The organism is Kitasatospora sp. NPDC093806 (assembly GCF_040683335.1).
GTDB lineage: Bacteria > Actinomycetota > Actinomycetes > Streptomycetales > Streptomycetaceae > Kitasatospora.
This window is the reverse complement of sequence record NZ_JBFBDO010000051.1, coordinates 26,730-46,329: the sequence shown is the minus strand read 5'-3', so window position 1 is coordinate 46,329 and position 19,600 is coordinate 26,730. Positions and strand designations below refer to the sequence as shown.

The 19,600-nt window shown below is 72.7% G+C and carries 23 protein-coding genes; 13 read left to right on the top strand and 10 right to left on the bottom strand.

What is annotated here, in order from left to right:
* Positions 1–43 precede the first annotated feature (43 nt).
* Complete coding sequence (locus tag AB0N76_RS23295; RefSeq protein WP_363559850.1) at positions 44–859, top strand: hypothetical protein; 816 nt, start codon at positions 44–46, stop codon at positions 857–859.
* Positions 860–871: 12 nt separating this feature from the next.
* Here the strand turns inward: AB0N76_RS23295 and AB0N76_RS23290 are convergent, their stop codons facing one another.
* On the bottom strand, positions 872–2,389 hold the full coding sequence (locus AB0N76_RS23290; protein ID WP_363559848.1) for a serine/threonine-protein kinase: 1,518 nt from the start codon (positions 2,387–2,389) through the stop codon (positions 872–874).
* A gap of 132 nt (positions 2,390–2,521) precedes the next feature.
* Between AB0N76_RS23290 and AB0N76_RS23285 the strand changes: the two genes are divergently transcribed.
* Positions 2,522–3,679 carry a serine hydrolase domain-containing protein gene (locus AB0N76_RS23285; protein ID WP_363559846.1) on the top strand — a complete coding sequence of 386 codons (1,158 nt, stop codon included), beginning with the start codon at positions 2,522–2,524 and terminating at the stop codon, positions 3,677–3,679.
* 20 nt (positions 3,680–3,699) lie between these two features.
* On the opposite strand, the gene AB0N76_RS23280 is transcribed toward AB0N76_RS23285, so the two are convergent.
* From AB0N76_RS23280 to AB0N76_RS23255, 6 genes are all read right to left on the bottom strand, one after another.
* Positions 3,700–4,191 (bottom strand): hypothetical protein, encoded by a 492-nt coding sequence (locus AB0N76_RS23280; protein WP_363559844.1) that lies wholly within the window; start codon positions 4,189–4,191, stop codon positions 3,700–3,702.
* A gap of 181 nt (positions 4,192–4,372) precedes the next feature.
* Positions 4,373–4,834 carry a hypothetical protein gene (locus AB0N76_RS23275; protein ID WP_363559842.1) on the bottom strand — a complete coding sequence of 154 codons (462 nt, stop codon included), beginning with the start codon at positions 4,832–4,834 and terminating at the stop codon, positions 4,373–4,375.
* Between the two features lie 9 nt (positions 4,835–4,843).
* Positions 4,844–5,443, bottom strand: coding sequence for a hypothetical protein (locus tag AB0N76_RS23270; protein ID WP_363559840.1), 600 nt, complete (start codon positions 5,441–5,443; stop codon positions 4,844–4,846).
* 62 nt (positions 5,444–5,505) lie between these two features.
* The gene (locus AB0N76_RS23265) at positions 5,506–6,315 is read right to left on the bottom strand and encodes an alpha/beta hydrolase (RefSeq protein ID WP_363559838.1); all 810 of its coding nucleotides are present in this window, start codon (positions 6,313–6,315) and stop codon (positions 5,506–5,508) included.
* A gap of 108 nt (positions 6,316–6,423) precedes the next feature.
* The gene (locus AB0N76_RS23260) at positions 6,424–7,146 is read right to left on the bottom strand and encodes a hypothetical protein (RefSeq protein ID WP_363559836.1); all 723 of its coding nucleotides are present in this window, start codon (positions 7,144–7,146) and stop codon (positions 6,424–6,426) included.
* 91 nt (positions 7,147–7,237) lie between these two features.
* The gene (locus AB0N76_RS23255) at positions 7,238–7,693 is read right to left on the bottom strand and encodes an ATP-binding protein (protein ID WP_363559834.1); all 456 of its coding nucleotides are present in this window, start codon (positions 7,691–7,693) and stop codon (positions 7,238–7,240) included.
* Positions 7,694–7,862: 169 nt separating this feature from the next.
* Here AB0N76_RS23255 and AB0N76_RS23250 point away from each other — a divergent pair, with 169 nt between their 5' ends.
* From AB0N76_RS23250 to AB0N76_RS23210, 9 genes are all read left to right on the top strand, one after another.
* On the top strand, positions 7,863–8,723 hold the full coding sequence (locus tag AB0N76_RS23250) for a helix-turn-helix transcriptional regulator (protein ID WP_363559832.1): 861 nt from the start codon (positions 7,863–7,865) through the stop codon (positions 8,721–8,723).
* Positions 8,720–8,953 carry a DUF397 domain-containing protein gene (locus tag AB0N76_RS23245; protein WP_363559830.1) on the top strand — a complete coding sequence of 78 codons (234 nt, stop codon included), beginning with the start codon at positions 8,720–8,722 and terminating at the stop codon, positions 8,951–8,953. Before AB0N76_RS23250 ends, AB0N76_RS23245 begins: the two co-directional genes overlap by 4 nt.
* Positions 8,954–9,067: 114 nt before the next feature.
* Positions 9,068–10,315, top strand: a complete 1,248-nt coding sequence (locus tag AB0N76_RS23240; protein ID WP_363559828.1) for a sensor domain-containing protein — start codon at positions 9,068–9,070, stop codon at positions 10,313–10,315.
* Positions 10,303–10,953 (top strand): response regulator transcription factor, encoded by a 651-nt coding sequence (locus tag AB0N76_RS23235; protein ID WP_363559826.1) that lies wholly within the window; start codon positions 10,303–10,305, stop codon positions 10,951–10,953. Before AB0N76_RS23240 ends, AB0N76_RS23235 begins: the two co-directional genes overlap by 13 nt.
* A 152-nt stretch (positions 10,954–11,105) precedes the next feature.
* Entirely contained in the window at positions 11,106–12,020 is a 915-nt protein-coding gene (locus tag AB0N76_RS23230) for a GNAT family N-acetyltransferase (protein ID WP_363559824.1), read from the top strand.
* Between the two features lie 17 nt (positions 12,021–12,037).
* Entirely contained in the window at positions 12,038–13,411 is a 1,374-nt protein-coding gene (locus AB0N76_RS23225; RefSeq protein ID WP_363559822.1) for a DUF4419 domain-containing protein, read from the top strand.
* Positions 13,412–13,506: 95 nt separating this feature from the next.
* Positions 13,507–13,944, top strand: a complete 438-nt coding sequence (locus AB0N76_RS23220; protein ID WP_363559820.1) for an SSI family serine proteinase inhibitor — start codon at positions 13,507–13,509, stop codon at positions 13,942–13,944.
* Positions 13,945–14,073: 129 nt separating this feature from the next.
* A complete protein-coding gene (locus AB0N76_RS23215) occupies positions 14,074–14,433 on the top strand; it encodes a hypothetical protein (protein ID WP_363559818.1) in 360 nt (119 codons plus the stop codon).
* Between the two features lie 74 nt (positions 14,434–14,507).
* A complete protein-coding gene (locus tag AB0N76_RS23210) occupies positions 14,508–14,858 on the top strand; it encodes a hypothetical protein (RefSeq protein ID WP_363559816.1) in 351 nt (116 codons plus the stop codon).
* Positions 14,859–14,892: 34 nt separating this feature from the next.
* Here the strand turns inward: AB0N76_RS23210 and AB0N76_RS23205 are convergent, their stop codons facing one another.
* Positions 14,893–15,093 carry a hypothetical protein gene (locus AB0N76_RS23205; RefSeq protein WP_363559814.1) on the bottom strand — a complete coding sequence of 67 codons (201 nt, stop codon included), beginning with the start codon at positions 15,091–15,093 and terminating at the stop codon, positions 14,893–14,895.
* A gap of 406 nt (positions 15,094–15,499) precedes the next feature.
* Positions 15,500–16,153, bottom strand: a complete 654-nt coding sequence (locus tag AB0N76_RS23200) for a TetR/AcrR family transcriptional regulator C-terminal domain-containing protein (protein ID WP_363559812.1) — start codon at positions 16,151–16,153, stop codon at positions 15,500–15,502.
* A gap of 72 nt (positions 16,154–16,225) precedes the next feature.
* Between AB0N76_RS23200 and AB0N76_RS23195 the strand changes: the two genes are divergently transcribed.
* Positions 16,226–17,209, top strand: a complete 984-nt coding sequence (locus AB0N76_RS23195; RefSeq protein WP_363559810.1) for a threonine/serine dehydratase — start codon at positions 16,226–16,228, stop codon at positions 17,207–17,209.
* Here AB0N76_RS23195 and AB0N76_RS23190 read toward each other — a convergent pair.
* A complete protein-coding gene (locus AB0N76_RS23190) occupies positions 17,188–18,228 on the bottom strand; it encodes an ArsR family transcriptional regulator (RefSeq protein WP_363559808.1) in 1,041 nt (346 codons plus the stop codon). The two genes, AB0N76_RS23195 and AB0N76_RS23190, sit on opposite strands and share 22 nt — an antisense overlap.
* A 55-nt stretch (positions 18,229–18,283) precedes the next feature.
* Here AB0N76_RS23190 and AB0N76_RS23185 point away from each other — a divergent pair, with 55 nt between their 5' ends.
* Positions 18,284–19,483 carry an MFS transporter gene (locus tag AB0N76_RS23185; RefSeq protein WP_363559806.1) on the top strand — a complete coding sequence of 400 codons (1,200 nt, stop codon included), beginning with the start codon at positions 18,284–18,286 and terminating at the stop codon, positions 19,481–19,483.
* The last annotated feature ends 117 nt before the right edge of the window (positions 19,484–19,600 follow it).

The window sequence follows — 19,600 nt, the reverse complement described above, 5'->3', positions numbered from 1 at the left end:
TGCCAATTGACACACCATTAAATGCCGCCCTAGGGTCCTGCCCATGGACGAGGAGCGCAGAGGACGCGGTCGGCCCCGGAAGAACCCGGAGCAGCTCGCGCGATGGACGCCACCCGAAGGCTGGTCCCGCCTGGTCGCGTGGATCTCGCCCGAGGAGAAGAAGGCCCTGAAGCGGGTCGCCGTCGAGGCCGAGGTCTCGGTCGCGGACCTGGTCCGTGCGCTGGCGGGCGGCCTGGCGGCCGGCGCCATCACGCACGAGGAACTACTCGGTCACGTCAGAAAGGGCATGCAGGTCATGGAGAAGATCCCCACCCTCTTCGAGCGGGACGGCGACTTCCGGGTCGTCGACCGGCCGCGCGCCGACTGCGCGTGGGTGTTCGACGGCGAAGGAGCCCCCACCGAGAAGCTCGACGGGACCAACGTCCGCCTCACCGTCCGGGCCGGGCAGCTGGTCCGGGTCGAGAAGCGGCGCAACCCGAGCAAGCTGCAGAAGCAACAGGGCATCAAGGACGGCTGGTACGTCGACACCGCCGACGGCGCCACCGAGGACAAGTGGGTCCTGGCCGCCGCCCGCAACACCGACGTCACCGCCTGGCCGGACGGCGAGCACTCCTGCGAGGCGCTCGGCCCGCGCATCCAGGGCAACCCGCTGCGGCTGGACGACCACCGGTGCGTGCCGTTCAACCTGGAGGTGCCCGTCTACCAGGACGTGCCGCGCGACTACGCTGGCCTGCGTGACTACCTCGCCGACCTGGACAGCCGATTCACCCCCGGCACCCTGGCCGAGGGCATCGTGTTCCACCACCCGGACGGCCGCCGCGCCAAGATCAAGCGCAAGGACTTCCCGGCCGTCGCCTGACCGATCGCTTCCTCAGCGCTGACGGTCCCGTGGCCGGCTCCCGGGCACCAGCAGCCAGAGCAGCCACGCGCCCGTGCCGAGCAGCAGCATGTTGACGGCGATCTGCCACGGCAGTTCGCCGAAGCCGGTGTCCCAGCCGCCGAGCCAGGCCTCCAGCAGAGAGCCGGTCAGGTACCAGAGGCCGAAGTCCGCGACGACGGTCACCGCCCAGACCGCCATCGGATGCCAGCGCGGCCGGGGCACCGCGTGCACCAGCGCGAGCACGGCCGTGATGCCGACGGCGGTCGAGACGAAGCTCTCCTGGACGTGGTCGAGGTAGTTCCACGGCAGCAGGGAGCCGACCATCCAGATCAGCGCCATGCACCCGATGAACCGCACCAGCATCGCCGACGCCGGGTGCGGCGCGGACCGGGCGGGGGGCGGGGCGGCATACTGCCCGGCTGCCGTGGAGGCGGCTGCTCCAAGGGCCGCCGTCGGGTAGGCCGGCGCCTGCTGCCAGACCGGCTGCGGCACCTGCGGAGCGTGAACGGGCTGCCCCGTCTGCCCCGGCGCCATCGGCCCGGGCCCCACCGGCGGCGCGAACGCCCACACCTGCTCTGCGGGAGGACCCTGCGGCGGCACCTGTGGCGGCACCCGCACCGGCCCCAACGGCACGTCAGCCGCCGTCGGCGGCGGCCCGAACGCACCGAAGCCGGCCCCCGCGCCCGCTGCTGTCCCCGCCACCGACCCCAACGCCGCCAACACCTGCTCCGCCGACGGCCGCCCCGCCGGATCCTTCGCCAACAGCGCCGCCAGCAACGGCGTCAACGCCCCCGCCCGCACCGCCGGCCGCGGCTCCTTGGTCACCACGGCCACGCACAGCGCCCCGAAGGTGTCCCCGCTGAACGGCGTCTCGCCCTCCACCGCCGCGTACAGCGTCGCGCCCAGCGCCCACAGATCGTTGGCGGGCGCCGCCGGCCGGCCCTCCAACTGCTCCGGCGCCATGTACGCGGGCGTGCCGATGACCGCCCCGGTCCGGGTGAGCGCCGTGGTGGCATCCGCCATGTGGGCGATGCCGAAGTCCGTGAGGATGACCCGGTCGTCCATCAACAGGACGTTGTCCGGCTTGAGGTCACGGTGCACGATCCCGGCCGCGTGCGCCTGCTGCAACGCCTTGACCATCGCGACGCCGATCTCGGCGACCCGCGCGACCGGCAGCGCGCCGTCCCGGGCGATGGCCGCGGCGAGCGACATGCCCGTCACGAACTCCATCACGATGACGGGCGCGCCCTCGTGCTCGACCACGTCGTGCACGGTGATGATCCCCGGGTGGTTGAGCCGCGCGGCGGCCCGCGCCTCGCGCAGCACCCGCTGGACGAGCTGCTCGCGCTCGTCGTCCGTGACGCCCTGCGGCAGCAGCACCTCCTTCACCGCGACGTCCCGGCCCAGGGTGGTGTCCCAGCCCCGCCAGACCCGCCCCATGCCGCCCTGGCCGATCAGCTCCACGAGCTGGTAACGGCCCCCGATCAGTGCCCCGTTCACTGCTGCCACCCGGCACACCCTAGCGGCACCGCGTCACGCCGTTGGCGCCACGTCGTCAAAATCGTTTCCCCGCCCGGCCATCCACCTCGTACGGTGACTTGACCGACGATCTTGAACCCCTCCCCCGAAGGACCACCCACCATGCAGCAGCACCACGGCTGGGCCGATGAGGGCTTCGGCGCGGTCGCCGACGCCTTCGCCCGCAACTACGCCGACTTCCCCGAACTCGGCTCGGCCGTCACCGTCTTCTCCGAGGGCCGCAAGGTGGTCGAGCTCTGGGGCGGCGTCGCCGACGAACGCACCGGCCGCGCCTGGACGGCGGACACCCTCGTCCCCGTCTTCTCCTGCGCCAAGGCCCTGGTCTCCCTCTCCGCCCACCTGCTCGCCCAGCAGGGCCGGCTCGACCTGGACGCGCCGATCGCCCGCTACTGGCCCGAGTTCGCGCGCCACGGCAAGCAGGCGATCACCACCCGGATGGTGCTCGGCCACCGCGCCGGCATCCCCGTCCTCGACGCCTCCCCGTCCTTCGCCGACATCGCCGCCTGGACGCCGGTCATCCGCGCCATCGAGGCCCAGCAGCCGCTCTGGGAACCGGACACCACCTACGAGTACCACGGCCACGTGTTCGGCTTCGTCGTCGGCGAGGTGATCCGCCGCATCACCGGCTCCACCCCGGGCCGGTTCTTCCGCTCCGAACTCGCCGACCCCCTCTCCCTCGACGCCTGGCTCGGCCTTCCTTCTTCCCAACTCCCCCGCCTCGCCCGCCTCTCGGAGGCCGACGGCCGCCGCCCCATGCCCGGCCCCGAACACCTGCTGACCCGCATCGTCACCATGAACGGCGCCCTGGTCTTCCCCGGCCTGGACGAACCGCACGGCTGGAACGACCCCGACCTCCACGCCATCGAACTCCCCGGCGCGGGCGCCATCGCCTCCGCCACCGGCCTCGCCCGCCTCCTCGCCGCCACCGTCACCGGCCTCGCCGGCACCTCCCCCTCCCTCTCCCCCCTCCTCACCCCCGCCACCATCGTCGACGCCACTCGCGAACTCTCCTCCGGCGCCGGCTTCCTGGGCTTCGACATGGGCGCCCGCTGGGGCTCCGGTTTCCTCCTCCCCTCCCCCACCTTCCGCCCCATGCTCAGCCCCACCAGCTTCGGCAACGACGGCGCCGGCGGCCAGTTCACCTTCGCCGACCCCACCCACGCCGTCACCTTCGCCTACACCGCCAACCGCATGATCGGCCACGGCGACCCCCGCGCCAACAACCTCATCGCGGCCCTCGCCACCTCCCTGCCCCGCTGACCCCACCCCGGCCGAGCGGACTACCGGGGCGTCACCCTCGGCCCGCTCGGCCGGCCGCTGCCCGGGTCGACGGTGAACACCGCGATCTCCTTCTCCGTGGTCACCGTGATCCGGCCCTCCTCGGACCACTCGGCACCCTTGAAGTAGCCGCGCCCGTCACCCTTCCCCCACACGCCCAGGTCCCAGTGCCGGGCGGACCGTCCGACGCCGGTCAGCAGTTCCACCCGGTAGACCGGATCGATCGAGAACCCGGTGTCGGTCACGGTCAACACCCGCTCCGGGTAGCCCGGTTCCGCCGTCCGTGCGACCACCGGCCCGTCCCCGCCGCCGAACACCACCGCCCCGAACGCGATCGGCACCCCGACGAACCCGAGGCCCACCAGCACCACCGCACACCCGATCTGCGACCACTTCGTCCGGAACTCGAACTCGACCACCACGGACACCACGACCAACACGACCGCCGCCCCGACCAACAGCACCGGATGGTTGAGCCAACGCTCGACCACCACCAACCCACCCGACCGCGAGGCCTGATACCCCGGCAGATACGCAAGAAGCGCCACCGCCCCCAGCCCCCTGAGCCACCACGCAACCCACCTACGCCGCTTCGCAGTCATCTGTCTCCCCCCGGTGATCGTCTGCGCGGACTGTACCAACGGCTGCGCGGCCCACATGCCCTGGTCGCATTCGTCAGCGACTGCTGTCCGTCCGAAGAGGCGAGACACTCTCGGCGTTGGCGGGGTAGGGCGGCATGAGGTAGGCGGTGAAGAGGATCTGGGCGGTGACCTGGATGAGGAGCATGGGCCAGGTGCCGACCGGGATGAGGATGGCGACGGGTAGCAGGAGCAGGGATCCGGCGAGCATCTTGAACTCGCCGGCCAGCCACTTCTTTCGTCGCCCGGCGATCAGCGCGAGGAGGACGATGGACGGGGTTCCGATGAGAAGGAGCATTCCCGGACCGGCGGCCAGGTAGTAGAGGAACGAGGGCCAGAGGTCGAGGCGGGCGTCCGGGGCGGGGTTGGCGGGATCGAAGATCCGGGGGGCGGTGAGGGAGATCAAGGCCCAGCCGAGCAGGAAGACGGCGCTGTAGTTGACGGTGCAGATGGCCAGCCACGGAAAGGAATTCTGGCGCGGCTTCAGGATCCAGTTCATGTCTGACGCCTACTCCACGAAGTCGCGCCAGTAGGCGACGGTGGCGACCGGGTCCCAGCCGGCGGGGTGCTGGTAGTCGTCCTCGAATTCGGTGCGGATGTATTCGGGGAGGTTCTCGCCGTAGTAGATGATGTCCGTTCCCCAGATCGACAGGACCGGGTGGCCGTGGGTGCCGGGGCCTTCGGGGAGGAAGCGGTGGGCGTAGAGCGGGAGCAGGCGGGGGACGGCGGCCAGGTGTTCTGCGGCGGTCGCGTGGGCGGTGGCGGGGTCGGTGGGGCGGGGGCCCCAGGAGTCGTGCCAGTAGCCGTGTTCGACGGAGGAGAGGACGCCGTCGACCGGCCAGGCGAGGCGGTGGCGGAGGTCGTCGGGGTCGCCGTTGCGCCAGTCCGGCCAGGGCTGCTGCCAGGTGGCGCCGTCCTGCGGGGGCATGGCGACGGGCAGGCCGGCGGCGAGGAAGGCGCGGTGGTCGTCGGCGAAGCGGATGCCGTACCGGGCCTCGATACGGTCGAACTCGTCGTCCGTGAGGCCGGGCTCGATGGTGCAGCAGGCGGCGGCGCGCAGGAGGCGGGCGGCTTCGGCCCCCAGGTGGGCTCCCGAGTTGGTGATCACAAGGGGACTCTAGTCAGGGGCACCCGGCGCGCGCTGGGGATTTCGCGCCCCCAAAAGGGGGTTCACCCCAGGATGCGGGGGAGGGTGGTGCGGACCCAGAGTTCGGGGTGGGACAGATGCGGAGCGTGACCGGCGGCGGGGTAGACGTGGCGTTCGGGCTTGGGGAGGGAGAGGTCGATCAGGTCGAGGACTTCGGCGTACATCGGGGGGCTGTCGTCGCTCTGGGTGAGGAGGACGGGTTCGGTGAACCGGTTGAGGGCGGTGAGGTCGAGGTCGAGGGCGTCCGGGTCGCGGAGTTCGTCGAGGTAGGTCGGCGCGTTGCGGACGTAGGTGTGGCGGACGGGCGCCGGCAGTTGTTCCCAGGCGCCCGGGCCGAAGGCGATGGTGTCGACGTACAGTTCGGCCGCGGCGGCGGATTCGGCCTGTTCGAGAAGTTCCCGGACGGCGGAGATGCGTTCGGCGAAGGCCACGCCGATCGGCCGGAGTTCGGGGTCGGCGAGCAGCACGCCGGTCGCCGGCGGCTCGTGGACGGTCACGCCGCGTAGCAGGTCGGGTCGGGCGGCGGCGAGGCGGAGAGCGACGAGCCCGCCGTAGGAGTCGCCGCAGACGTAGGCGGGCGCGAGGCCGAGGCCGACGATCAGGCCGGCCAGGTCGGCGGCGTCCTCGTAGACGGAACCCTGGGTGAGCAGGTCCTCGCTGCGGCTGTGCCCGCGCCGGTCGTAGGCGACGACGGTGGTCTCCTCCGAGAGCCCCGGCAGGACGCGCGCCCAGCTGTCGGCGTCGCTCCACGCCCCGTGGACCAGGACGACTCCCGGTCCGGCGCCGCGGGTCTCGTAGTAGAGCGACACCCCGTTCACCCTGATCTCGGCCATCGCGAGCCTCCCGGCCTCGGTCGTGCTGCCGGCGTGCACCGGCGGCCCACCCCGGTCTCCCCGTCTTCCAGACTGACACACCCCCGCCGAGGTGGTCGGACGAGCCGGTCAGATCAACGGACCGAAGACCCCCCGGTCCCAGTGCCCCAGCCACGAGGCGGTCACGGAGGGCAGCTGCTGGCCGCTGGTCGACTCGTCATACGGGAGAACGGCGGTCGGCGCGAACCAGCCCTCCCCCGGGTCGATGCGGAGGCGGAGGACGTGCACGGGTCGGCGGAGGGTGACGTAGAGCCGCAGGTCGGCGGTGGCCGGGGTGTGGGTCTCGTAGCGGTCCTGGACGGTGCGGCAGACGGACTTGATGTCGGTGTCGGTGAGGAGGAGGTAGCGGCTCCCCGGACCGAGGTTGACGCAGAGGCGTCGGCGGGCGCGCTCGCGGTCCGGGTAGCGGAGGTTCTGGTGGTTGTCGACGTGCAGCCCGAGGTGGAGGTCGGAGGCGGAGTTGCGGTGGGTGACCGGGAGCCCCGGCTCGTCGGTGACCTCACCGAGGGTGATGGGGAACGGGTCGCCGAGCATCTCGACGAGGGCAGTGAGGGTGTGGATGTCGAAGACGGTCTCCGGGACGCGGAAGAGTTCGACGAGCCCGCTGTCCCGGGTGAAGATGCTCGGCGCGAACCGCTCCGGGTAGCCGGTGGGGAGCGGCTGCCAGTCGTCGTCCGGGACGACCACGGTGGTCTCGTACCCCGGGCGGAGGGTGAGGCGGCGGACGCCCGCGATCTCGCAACGCGCGTGCAGGCGGGCGGGGTCCTGGAAGGCGATGGCGGCCGGGTGCATGGTCCTCAGTCCTTGTAGTGGGGATGGTGGGGATGGCGGTGGTGGTGGGTGTGGTGGTTGAGCAGTTCGTCGGGTCGGCCGCCCGTTGAGTTCAACCGGAGGGAGTGGGGAGGAGTGGCGGCGGATCGCCGTCCGGATCGAGCAACACCCGGACCCAGACCCGCTTCCCGGCCCCGCGGCGGACGACGACGCCGAAGTCGAAGGCGAGTTCGCGGACGAGGTCGATGCCGCGGCCGCCTTCGTTGAAGCGGCGCGGCCGGCGCTCCTGGAGGGCGAGGTCGTGCCGCGGGTCCCAGACCTCGAAGCGGCAGTCGCCGCCGAACTCCTGGAGGTAGAGCCGGACTTCGCCGTGCCCCTGGCAGGCGTGGACGACGGCGTTGGTGACCAGTTCGGAGGCGATCAGGACGAGGTCGTCGACCCGTTCGCCGGACCAGCCCCAGGAGGTGAGTTGGTCGCGGATCTGGCGGCGAGCGGTGCGCACGGAAGTGCAGTGCTCGGTGAGGGAGGCCTCCCAGGTGCGGAGGACAGGTCTGGGCAAGGTGGACATGGCGAGGCCCCTTCAGGAGCGTGTCCGTTCGGTCACGTTGAGTGTGGGGTATCCAAAATCGAAACCGCAACAGCAATGCTCGAAGAAATTAATTGATCTTGGAATCGACTTGAGCCGACGCTTCGATCTGGTGAGACTGGAGACCCACATCCGATGGGAGGGGCGTCACTTGAGCAAGACTCTGTCGGCGATCAGGCAGATCCGCCTCGGCGACGAACTGCGCGCCTGGCGACTGGAGAACAACAAGACCCTCGTCGACATGACGGCCGGGCTGAAGGGGTGGAGCCCCGGCCGACTGAGCAGAATCGAGCGGGCCCAGCAGCAGATCAGCCCGGCCGATCTCGCCAAGCTCCTCGACCATGCCGGTGTCACCGGCCAGGATCGCGAGGACCTGGAGAACCTCCTCGGTGACGGCCCGCCGAAGCAGTGGTGGCGCGACCTGGACTACGCCGAGACGATCACGCCGGCCTTCGCCGAATACCTGGCGCTGGAAGCCGATGCGTCGCACATACTGAACTACTTCCCGTCCGCGTTCCCCGGGCTCGTCCAAACCGAGGACTACGCCCGCGAGATGATCTCCGCTGGTGTCGACGCCCCCAACGACGAGCTCGTCGAAGCCGGAGCCGAGGTACGGATCCTCCGTCAACGTAGGCTGACCGACGATCCGACGCTCGACTTCAAGGCCTACTTCGGGGAGGTCGCGCTGCTGGTCGCCGGCGACCAAGCGGTCCTGGCCGGCCAGATCCGGCATGCGATCAAGATGGCCAACTATCCGAACGTCACGCTGCGCATGGTGCCGTTGAGTGCGGGGCGGCCTGGCATTCTGGCCTCCGGAATCACCCTCATGCGGTTCCCTGACGACCATTCCGATGGCTTCGTCTTCGTCGAAGCCATCGGCGGTATGCTCCCCAGGAGAACGGGACGCGACGTCAAGCGCGCCGAGAGGACCTTCGTGCGCGTCGAGCAGTTCGCGTTGTCGCCTGAAGACACCATCGCCGCCCTTGAACGCAAGCTGGAAGAGCTGACGTGAGCCAGAAGCACGACCCGTACGACCACAGCCCGGCCGAGGTGGACTGGGTGAAGTCCCCCTACTCTGCCGAGGGCAACGGCGACTGCGTGATCATCGCCCGCTTCCCCAACGGCGACGTGTGGCTCGGCGACGACAAGGACCTCACCCGGCCCCACCTCGCCTTCGACCACGCCGAGTGGGCCGCCTTCGTCAAGGCCATCGAGAACCGCTCCCCCAACTTCACCGCCTAGCACTCCCTGCAGCCGGCAAGGCCAGGATCAAGATCCACCGTGGTACTAGGTTCACCATAAAGTCGGGTACGGGCTTCATGGCGCCGTCCGGCCGCGGTGCCCTAGCTTCGTGCCATGACGATTCCAGCCGGCCTGAGACGCACGGTCCTCCGGGCATGGCGGGACACCGGCTTTCTGGCCGCCGGTGTCCCGCCCCACCTGGCGCTTGTTCCCGTGTGGGCCTGGGCGGCGACGACCACCGCCAGGACGGGGGACTGGCTCCTCACCGTCTCCCTTTCGGCCACCCTGGTCCTGCTCGGCGCCCCGCTGCTGACGGCCGTTCAGCGTGCCCGCTACCGCCGGCTCATCGGCGTGGACGTCCCCCGACTCACCTCCACCATGCCGGAACAACGGACGTGGGCCTCGACCGCCCAGCGGCTCGCCACGACGCGGCCTTGGCGCAGGATCGGCTACCACCTCCTGCTGGGCCCGCTGCTCGCGCTGCTGGAACTGCTGGTGCTCGCGGTGGCGGCGACAGGCCTGGCGGGCGTCCTCGCCTTCGCCTGGGCATTGGCGCTGCCGACCGCAATCCGCCGGAACTGGTTCGGCTACCTGATCCAGCTGCCGGCCTACACCGCGGCCGGACTCCTCCTCCTGTGCGCCCTGCCCTGGACCGCGCGGGCAGTGGCCCGGGCCGAGGCCCGGCTGGCGTCGGGCCTGCTCGGGCGCAGCCAGGCGCAGCGGCTCCAAGAGCGGGTCGATCAGCTGGCCGTGAGCCGGACGGACCTGATCGAGGCCGTCGACGCGGAGCGCCGCAGGATCGAGCGCGACCTGCACGACGGCACCCAGCAGCGCCTGGTGTCCCTCGCGGTCAACCTGGGTCTGACCATGGCCACCCGCCCGGACCTGCCGAGTGATGCCCGCGAGGCGCTCGCGAGAGCGCACCTGGAGGCGAAGGAGGCGATCGCCGAACTCGACGACCTGGTGCGGGGGCTGCACCCGGCCGTGCTCGAAGACCGAGGCCTGGACGCGGCGTTGTCCGGACTGGCTGCCCGCACGCCCCTGCCGGTACGGCTGCGGGTCGATCTGGAGGAGCGGGTGGCGCCCAGCGTGGAGTCGGTCGCGTACTTCGTGATCTCGGAGGCACTGACCAATGCGACGAAACACGCCGACGCCATGCGCGCTGAGGTGACGGTCCGCCGGGTCGGAGAAGTGCTGCGAATACGCGTCACCGACGACGGGCTGGGCGGCGCCGACGCCGCCGTCGGCACCGGGCTGACCGGGCTGGCGAAACGGGTCGGCTCCCTCGACGGGGCCTTCCACGTCAGCAGCCCCGTCGGCGGGCCCACCACCATCACCGCGGAGCTGCCGTGCGCGCGGTGATCGCCGAGGACTCGGTGTTGTTGCGGGTCGGCCTGGTCAAGGTGCTGGAGATGGGCGGGTTCCAGGTCGCCGCGGAGGTCGGCGACGCGGAGGAGCTGTTGGCGGCGGTGGCGGAGCACCGGCCCGGACTCGCCTTGATCGACGTCCGGATGCCGCCCGGCTTCACCGACGAGGGGGTGCGGGCGGCGATGGAGATCCGTCGCCGCTGGCCGGGGACGGCGGTGGTGCTGCTGTCGCAGTACGTCGAGGAGCGGTACGCGGCCGACCTGCTGTCCGCGAACACCAGCGGTGTGGGCTACCTGCTCAAACAGCGGGTCGCCGATGTCGCCGACTTCGTGGCGGCGGTCCGGCGGGTGGCGGACGGGGGCACGGCCCTGGACCCGCAGGTCGTCGCCCAGTTGCTGCTGCGGCGCGACAGCGACCCGCTCGCGGGGCTGACCCCCCGCGAACGGGAGGTGCTCGGCCTGATGGCCGAGGGGCGCTCCAACGCCGGCATCGCGCAGGCGCTGGTGGTCGGCGAGAGCGCCGTGGCGAAGCACATCAACAACATCCTCGCCAAGCTCGACCTGCCCGTGGTCGACGCGGACCACCGCCGCGTCCTGGCCGTGCTGCGGTTCCTCGGAGCGTCCCGGGCCTGACCTTCCCCTCCGTGATCACGCTCTGCGGCCGGCCGGGGTACGGCCCGGGCGCACCGGAGTAGGAAGTCGACCTGTCCGACTTCCTACTCCGGAACCTCCGTAACTCGCTAACCCGCTCGACAACACGAGCCGAATGACGCAGGGTCGGACTCATGCTGCCCCAGCTGCCACCCCAGTACCGCTCGCGCCCGGCCACCGCCACCACCGCCGACGCCGACGCGATACACGCGCTCGTCGCCGTCTGCGAGCAGGAGCTGTTCGGCCGGGTCGACACCGGTGTCGACGGAGTCCTCGCGGACCTCTCCCTCCCCACCCTCGACCCGCGCCTCGACACCCTCCTCGTCCACGACGCCGCCGGCGAACTCGCCGCCCGCGCCTGGGTGAACCGCGGCCGGCGCAGCGAGGTCGACGTCCACCCCGCCCACCGCGAGCAGGGCCTCGGCGCCGCGCTGCTCGACTGGGTCGAGGCACGGGCGCGCGAACTGGGCAGCGAGTGGCTCACCCAGACCGTCGCCGACCACGACCGCCAGGCCGCCGCCCTGCTCCGGGACCGCGGCTACGGCCCGCTGGTCACCCAGTGGCAGCTGGAGATCGCGTTGCCCATCGACGCGGCCGTCCCCGAGCCCCCGTCGGGCATCACCGTCCGGTCCTTCCGGTCCGGCGACGAGCAGGCGGCGTACCAGCTCACCGAGGACGCGTTCGACGAGTGGCAGGTGCGCCGCAAGCCCTACGACGAGTGGGCCCGGCACACCATCGAGCGCGACACCTTCGCCCCGTCCGTCTCCCAACTCGCCTTCGCCGACGACGGCGAACTGGTCGGCGCCGTCCTCGCCCTCGACGTGCCCGAGCTGAACGAGGGGTACGTCGAACGCGTCGCCGTCCGAAGCGATCAGCGCAACCGCGGCATCGCCCGGCTGCTCCTCCAGTCCTCCTTCCGCGCCTTCCACCGGCAGGGCCAGCAGGCCTGCACCCTGTGGACCCACTCCGACACCGGCGCGCTCTCGCTCTACGAACGCATCGGCATGACGGTGCGCCGCAGCTCCACCGTCTACAGCAAGACCTGGTAGCAGGGACCGCACAGCACATGGCTTTCGAGATCGACCTCCCGCTCGACGAGGCGGCCGACGCGGCCGACGCCGAGGCGGCGCAGCTCGCGGCCGAGCTCACCGAACTCGGCAACGAGCGGTTCCTGCGCGCCGTCCTCCGCGAGCCGGCCCGCTTCCACCACCGGAGCACCGACCACCTCCTCGGCCTGCCTACCGAAAACACCGAGGTCACCGAGCCCGCCTCCAGCCTGCTGCTGCGCGCCCTGCACCTGTGCTTCACCGCCCACCTGCCGCTGAGCCTCTCCCCCGATCTGCTCTGGTACGCCGTCGTCCACGAGGTGGCCGTCCACGTCCGGCTGAACCCCGACGAGTACGCCGGGATCTTCACCACCACCCCCGGGCACCGGCAGACCATCACCGTCCGGGACGACGCGGTCGCCGGTCCCGCGCCCGACTGGGCGCGCTCGATCGAGCTGGTCCGGCAGCCCCTGCGGGACCGGATCGGCGACGAGGTGGCCGACCTGTTCCAGCCCGCGTTCTCGACCACCACCCCCGCCGACGCCACGGCGGCCCTGGTGGCGCTGATGGACGTCGTCAGCCCGTACTACCGCTTCCGGTGGGTCTCGCTCTGCGGCATCCCCCGGATCCGGCTGGAGGGCACGGACCGCGACTGGCGCGAGCTGGCCCACCGGGTCCGGGAGCTGGCCGGGTGGTTCGAGGGCCTGCGGCCGTGGTTCGCCGCCCTGCAGCCGGTCCTGGAGAAGATCGCCGGGACGGCCTCCGGGTGGGGCGTCGACGAGGAGTTCTGGCGGTCGCTGTACAAGTGGGAGTCGGCCTCGGGCGGCGAGCACGTCACCGGCTGGATCAACGCCTTCTTCGCCCACCGCTACACCGACGAGGGCCCCGAGCCCAAGCAGGCGTTCGGCCCGGGCACCGTCGACGAGGAGGACTTCCCCTCGCACGTCTCGCGCGTGCCGTTCCGGTGGGAGACGCCCGCCGGGACCGTCGAGATGGCGTTCCTGGGCGGCGTGCTCGGCATCGAGCGAGACGGCGGGCGCGACGGCGGGCGCGACGGCGGGTGGGTCCGGCCGCGGCTCGGCCACGCCGTCGTGGAACCGCTGCCCGTCGCCGAGCCGCGCGACGCCCGGCTGCCCGAACCGTGGACCCTCGCCGACGTCCAGCGCGTCGCCGGCACCCGGCGCGCCCCCGAACTGCTCACGCCCATCGGCACCGTCACCCTGGACGGCGAACCGCTCCCGGTGGACTGCGCGATCGATGTCGGAGGCCTCTGCGTCGTCCGGTCCGCCGACGACGGGGACTGGTACCTCGGGGACCTCGTGTCCGACGCCGGCGACATCATCTGCTGGGGCAACTACGGGCCCGACCTCGGACACGCGCTGCGCTCGCTCTGACCGCCGTACGGGCCTGACAGGAAGTCCGCACCTCCCGGCGGCGGGTTACCGGGCGACGGGGTTACCGGGTGGCGGACGCGCTCGTTGGTCGGGGCATGCACACCCCCCGCATCACCGCCGTCGCCGCGTCCGTCCTACTCGCCCTGGCGCTCGCGCCCGCCGCGAGCGCCCCGACGGCCAGCGCCACCACCCCCGAGACGGTCGCCCCCGCTCCAGCCCCCGTCACCAGCCTGCGGCTGACCATCACCCCCGGCGAGGACCACCTCACCGGCAGGCCGCGCGTCGTCACCCTCAACTGCCCTCCCGACAGCACCACCAGCCACCCCGACCCGGTCACCGCCTGTCTCACCCTCGACCCGGTCGACGGCGACCTCGACGAGCTGGACGTCGACCCCGGGCCCTGCACCAGCGAGTACGCCCCGTTCACCGTCACCGCCTCGGGCACCTACGAGGGCCGGTCGGTCCACCAGGAGCGTGCCTTCGGCAACCGCTGCACGCTGCTCCGCACCACCGGCGCCGTCTTCGATTTCTGACGGACTTTCGACGGACTTCCGACAGACCTCCGACGGACTTCCGACGGCCATTGGCGAACCGGGGAGCGAGCTGGAATGCTCGCCCTCGGCCGGTGCGCACACACACCGGGGAACCGGGGGGAGTACGGAATGGACATCGCGGAGTACCTGCGCGCGAAGGACGAACGGGAGTGGCAGCGGGCCCGGAACTCGCGCTACCGGGTGGTGCAGGCGCTCGGGCTGCTGGCGCTCGGCGGGTGGCTGTGGGCGGTCGGGCTGGCCTTCCTCCCCGTCTCGCACGAGTTCCGCAACGGCAACTCGGTCGACTGCGGTTCGCCGGTGTTCTTCGACGCCACCGCCAACACCTACCAGGGCGACACCTGCTCCCCCGTCGTCGGCAACCGGATGCGCGGCGCGGTCGGCGTCGGGCTGGCGACGTTCCCGTTCTCGGTGGCCTGGCTCGGGTGGACGGTCTCCATCCGCCTCCAACGCGTCGAGGAGCGCGCGTAGGGCCCGCCGGCGCCGGTCGCCGCCCGACAGCGAGGTGACAGCGGCTTGACGCCGCCTCGGCCTAGGTTCGCCGCATGACTTCCGTACTCGTGGTCGGTTACGACCCGCACGCGATACCCGGCGTCGACGCGGATGCCCTCGGCGCCGCCTTGGACCAGGAGCTGGTGCGGTTCGGCGCGCTCGGCATCGACGCGGCCGCGGCGTTGGTCGTGGCCGGGGAGTCGGCCGAGCCCACGCTCGTCGCCGCGCTGGCCCGGCGCCCCTGGGACGTGGTCGTCGTCGGGGGCGGCATCCGCAAGACCGAGGCGCTGCTCCCGCTCTTCGAGCAGATCGTGAACCTGGTCCGCCGCCACGCGCCGCGGGCCGCCGTCGCGTTCAACACCGACATCGGGGACACCGTCGAGGCGGCTCAGCGGTGGCTGTGACCCGGCCGGCCGCGCGCCGGAGCGGACGGCGCCGTCAGCTGTCGCCGCCGAGCTCGTTCCGGCCGGAGGAGCTGTTGCGCTGCGCCTTCTGGTAGCTGCGCACGAGCTTGCCGCTGCCGACGGTGGCGGCCGCGACGACCCGGGTCCAGCGGGGGCCGCCGCGGTCCGCCCACACGACGCAGACGCAGCCGCCGATGGTGAGCGCCAGGATGCCGATCAGTACCGCGCCGATCATGTGGTCCCACCTCTGTGCTTGGTGTTCGTACGATTGCGCGCCGATCCTCTCAGACCGGGGCGGTTTCCGGTGTGCGGGGCGTCGTATCGTGCCCGTGCGGACGGTTCACACGTGCAGGGCGGGCGGGAAACCGGGCACCGGCACCGGGCCGGTGAAGCGTTCGACGGCGCGGCGGGCGAGGTCCGGGCCGCGGCGGCGGTCCTCCGGCGGGGCCTGGGCGAGGAAGTCGAGGAGGAAGTCGGCGGACTCCGGCGGGAGTTCGGCGCGCTCGGAGACGTGGGGGACGTAGTCGTCGGCGAGCTCCGTCGCCTGGCGCCGGCCGGCGTCCGTCAGACCGGTGCCGTCAGGCCGGCGCCGTCCGGCCGGGCCTCACCGTGGCGGGCCGGGTAGAGGTAGCGCGTGACGGTCATACGTCGTCCCCGCAGGTCGGCGCGGCGGCCCGGATGAGCTGGCGGAGGGCGCCGTAGTACACCTCGTGGTCGGTGACGGCGGGCAGGATCGCGGCGAGGTGGCCGGTCAGCACCGGGAAGTCGGCCGGGTCGAGGGCGGCGAGCGCGGTCCGGGTGACGGCGCGGGCGCCGGCCGGGTCGCGGTGGTCGACGAAGCTGGCGCTGCCGAGGGTGAACAGGTACATCCGCCGGTACGCGGTGATCGCCTGCTCCGGCGTGAGGCCCGCCGCGAGGCTGTCGGCGAGCTGCGGTTCGACCAGCCGGGCGAGCAGGTTGGGGCCGAGCCAGGGGCGGCTGCCGCGCAGGGCGACCAGGCCGGGGTGGGCCGTCAGCAGGCGGTAGAGCGCGGTGAACCGGGTCTCCGTCGCGACGGCCCAGGCGGTGCCGGGCTCGATCACGGGGAGCTGTTCGGCGAGGTGGTCGGTGACCAGGTCGAGCAGGCCGGCCAGGTCGGTGCAGCGGCGTTGCAGCGAGGCGACGGAGATGTCGAGGCGGGCGGCCAGGGTGCGGAAGCTGAGCGCGGCCGGGCCCTGGCCGTCGACGATCGCCAGGGCCGAGGCGGCGATCCGGTCGGGCGTCGCGAGGTCGAGGGATACCGATTGCCTGGGCATGCGGGACAGCGTACGGTACGGCGTACCGAACGTGTGGGAATTACCCGGTTCACCTGGTCCCGTGGAGGCTCCATGCAGCAGCGACAGCTCGGCTACGACGACGTCAAGGCGGCCGCGGCGCGGATCGCCGGGCGGGTCCGGCCGGTGGCCCTGGCCCCCGGTGACCGCGACGGGCTGTGGCTGGCGCTGGAGTACCTCCAGCACACCGGCTCGTTCAAGGCGCGCGGCGCGCAGAACTTCCTCCAGGCCCACCGCGAGGCCGGCACCCTCCCCGACAGCGGCGTCACCATCGCCTCCGGCGGCAACGCCGGGCTGGCCTGCGCCTGGGCGGCCCGGCAGCAGGGCGTGCGGGCCACGGTGTTCCTGCCGGCCACCGCGCCCCGCGTGAAGGTCGAACGGCTCCGCTCGTACGGGGCGGACGTCCGGCTGGTCGGCGCGGAGTACGCGGAGGCGCTGGCGGCGTGCGAGGAGTTCGCGGCCGCGTCCGGCGCACTGGCCAGCCATGCGTACGATCATCCGCTGATCGCGGCGGGCGCGGGCACCCTGCTGGAGGAGATCCACGAGCGGATCCCGGACCTGGACACCGTGCTGGTCGCGGTCGGCGGCGGCGGACTGTTCGCCGGGGTGGCCGCCGCCGCCCGGCAGCACGGGATCCGCACGGTCGCCGTCGAACCGGAGCACTCCCGCGCCCTGCACGCCGCCCTCGCCGCCGGGCGGCCGGTGGACGTCACCGTCGACTCGGTCGCCGCCGACTCGCTCGGCGCCCGCCGCGCCACCGCCCTGGCCGTGGACCCGGGTCACGGCGACGGCATCCGCTCGGTCCTCGTCCCGGACGAGGCAATCGTCCAGGCCCGTCGGCTGCTCTGGGACGACCGCCGGATCGCCGTCGAACACGGCGCCGCCACCGCCCTGGCCGCCCTGCTCCCCACCGAGGACACCGATCACGGCTACCGCCCCGCCGACGGCGAGAAGGTCTGCGTCGTCCTCTGCGGCGCCAACACCGACCCGGCCACCCTGCTCACGGCGCCCGAGGCTCAGGACACGCCCGCCGGCTGATCCCCCACCACCTGATCTCCTGTCGCCTGACCTCCCACCAACTGATCGCCCAGCACCGTCCGCCGGTACAGCACCTGCCGGCCGTCGCGGGCGCGGGCCAGCAGGCCGGTGGCGTGCAGGACGCGCAGGTGCTGGGAGACGGCGCTGGGCGTGACGCGCAGGCGGCGGGCCAGTTCGACGCCCGCCATCGGCTCGTCGAGGAGCAGCAGCAGCCGGGCCTTGGCGGCCCCGACCAGCTCGGCGAGCACCGACGCGTCCGCGGTCGGCGGCGCGGACCACAGCGTCGCCACGCCGCGGCACGGGTACGCGAGGGCGGGCGCGCCGTCCGGGCTGAGCGGCGGGGCGGGCTTGTGCGCGAAGACGGACGGGAGCAGCAGCAGACCGCGTCCGGCGGCCGGGACGTGGTGGTGGCTGAGCATGTCGGCGATCCGCAGGACGCCGTCGTGCCAGCGCAGGTTCGGGTGCATGTCGGCGAACAGCAGGCGCGCGCCGCCGAGCGCGAGCCGGCGCGCGCGATACGTCATGTCGGCCTCCAGCAGCAGGCGCATCCGAGGCCAGTCCGGGCGGAGGGCGATCTCCCAGTAGCGGCGCAGGAGTTCGCACAGCGCGTCGCGCAGCCGCTGGACGGCCGCGTCGTCGCCGGCCAGGGCCTCGCGCAGCGGCGCGGGCGGCGGGTCCGGGGCGTGGGTGTCCAGCAGGTCCCGGCGGACCACCTCGGCGGCAGTCCGGCCGACGACGGCCAACTCGTCCTCGAAGTCCGGCGCGAACACCGTCGGACGCGGCGTCAGGAAGTCCGGTACCGTCCGCCGCGCCGCGACCAGCGCCGGCAGCAACCCGGTGTCCGGACCCGTGTCCAGTCCAGCGAGTCCGCCGAGGACCGCCCGACGCCACGGCAGGTGCAGCGCCGACAGGCCCGGCTCGCGCAGCACGCGCAGGCTGAGCACCGTCTCATGCAGGGGCGAGAGGGCGAAGCGGGTGTCCGCGAGGTCCTCCACGCCCAACCCGAAGGTGACGACCATGAAGCCCCACGCTACATCGATTGGCGGCGCGGCCCGGGCGGGGTGAACTCCCCCCATGACCCGCCGTCTCCTCCTGCTCCTCTCCCTCACCTGCGCCGTCGGCGTCGGCACCCTCTACTTCCCGCAGGCGATCACCCCGCTGATCGCCACCGGCCTGGGCGTCACGGACGACTCGGCCGCCGTCGTCGTGACCGCCACCCAGATCGGTTACACCGCCGGGATCTTCCTGCTGGTCCCGCTCGGCGACCGGCTCCCCAACCGGCCGCTCCTCGTCACCCTGCTCGCCCTCACCGGCCTCGGCCTGCTCGCGGCGGGCTGCGCCCCGAACCTGCCCGCCCTGGTCGCCGCGAGCGCCGCCGTCGGCGTCACCACCGTCGCCGCGCAGATCGTCTCCCCGATGGCGGCCGGCCTGGTCGCCGCCGACCGGCGCGGGGCCGTCATGGGCACCCTGCTCAGCGGGTCCATCGGCGGCATGCTGCTGGCCCGCACCTTCGGCGGCACGCTCGGCGAGTGGCTCGGCTGGCGCGCCCCGTACCTCGCGGCCGGCGCGCTCACCCTCGCCCTCGCCGCCGTCCTGGCCCGCGCGCTCCGTGCGCTCCCCGCCCCCGCCCCGTCCCCCGTCCGCCCCTCCTACCGTGAACTCCTCGCCGCCCCGCTCCACCTCCTGCGCACCGAACCCGAACTGCGCCGCTCCTGCCTCTACCAGGCGACGGTCTTCGCCGGCTTCTCCGCCGTCTGGACCTGCCTGCCCCTCCTCCTCACCGGCCCGGCGTACCGGCTGGACGCGCGCGCCGTCGGCCTGATCGCCCTGGTCGGCGCGGCCACCATGCTCTGCACCCCGTACGCCGGCCGCCTGGTCGACCGCCACGGCCCGGACCGCGTCAACCTCGTCTGCCTCCTCGGCGCCCTCGCCTCCGCCGCCGTCCTCGCCATCGGCGGCCTGGGCAGCGCCACCGGCCTGACCGCCCTGGTCGCCGGCACCCTCCTCCTCGACGTCGCCATGCAGTCCGGCATGGTCGCCAACAAGACCCGCGTCTACGACCTCCACCCCGACGCCCGCGGCCGCCTCAACACCGCCTACATGACCATCGGCTACCTCGGCGGCAGCACCGGCTCCTGGCTCGGCCTCCAGACCTACACCCACACCACCTGGCCCGGCCTCTGCACCCTCCTCGCCGCCCTGACCGCCTTCCCCCTGGCCGTCCACCTCCTGACGGCCCGGCGGCCGCTCGCCTCTTCCTCCTCGAGGAGGTGAATCCCCGCGGCTCCATCGACCGGCCCACGGGGTCGGGCGTCGCAACGGCGTGCGGGCAGCCGGACGAGGTCAGTGGCGGGGATGGGTGAAGAAGCGGGGGGCGGGTCGGGTGCCGGT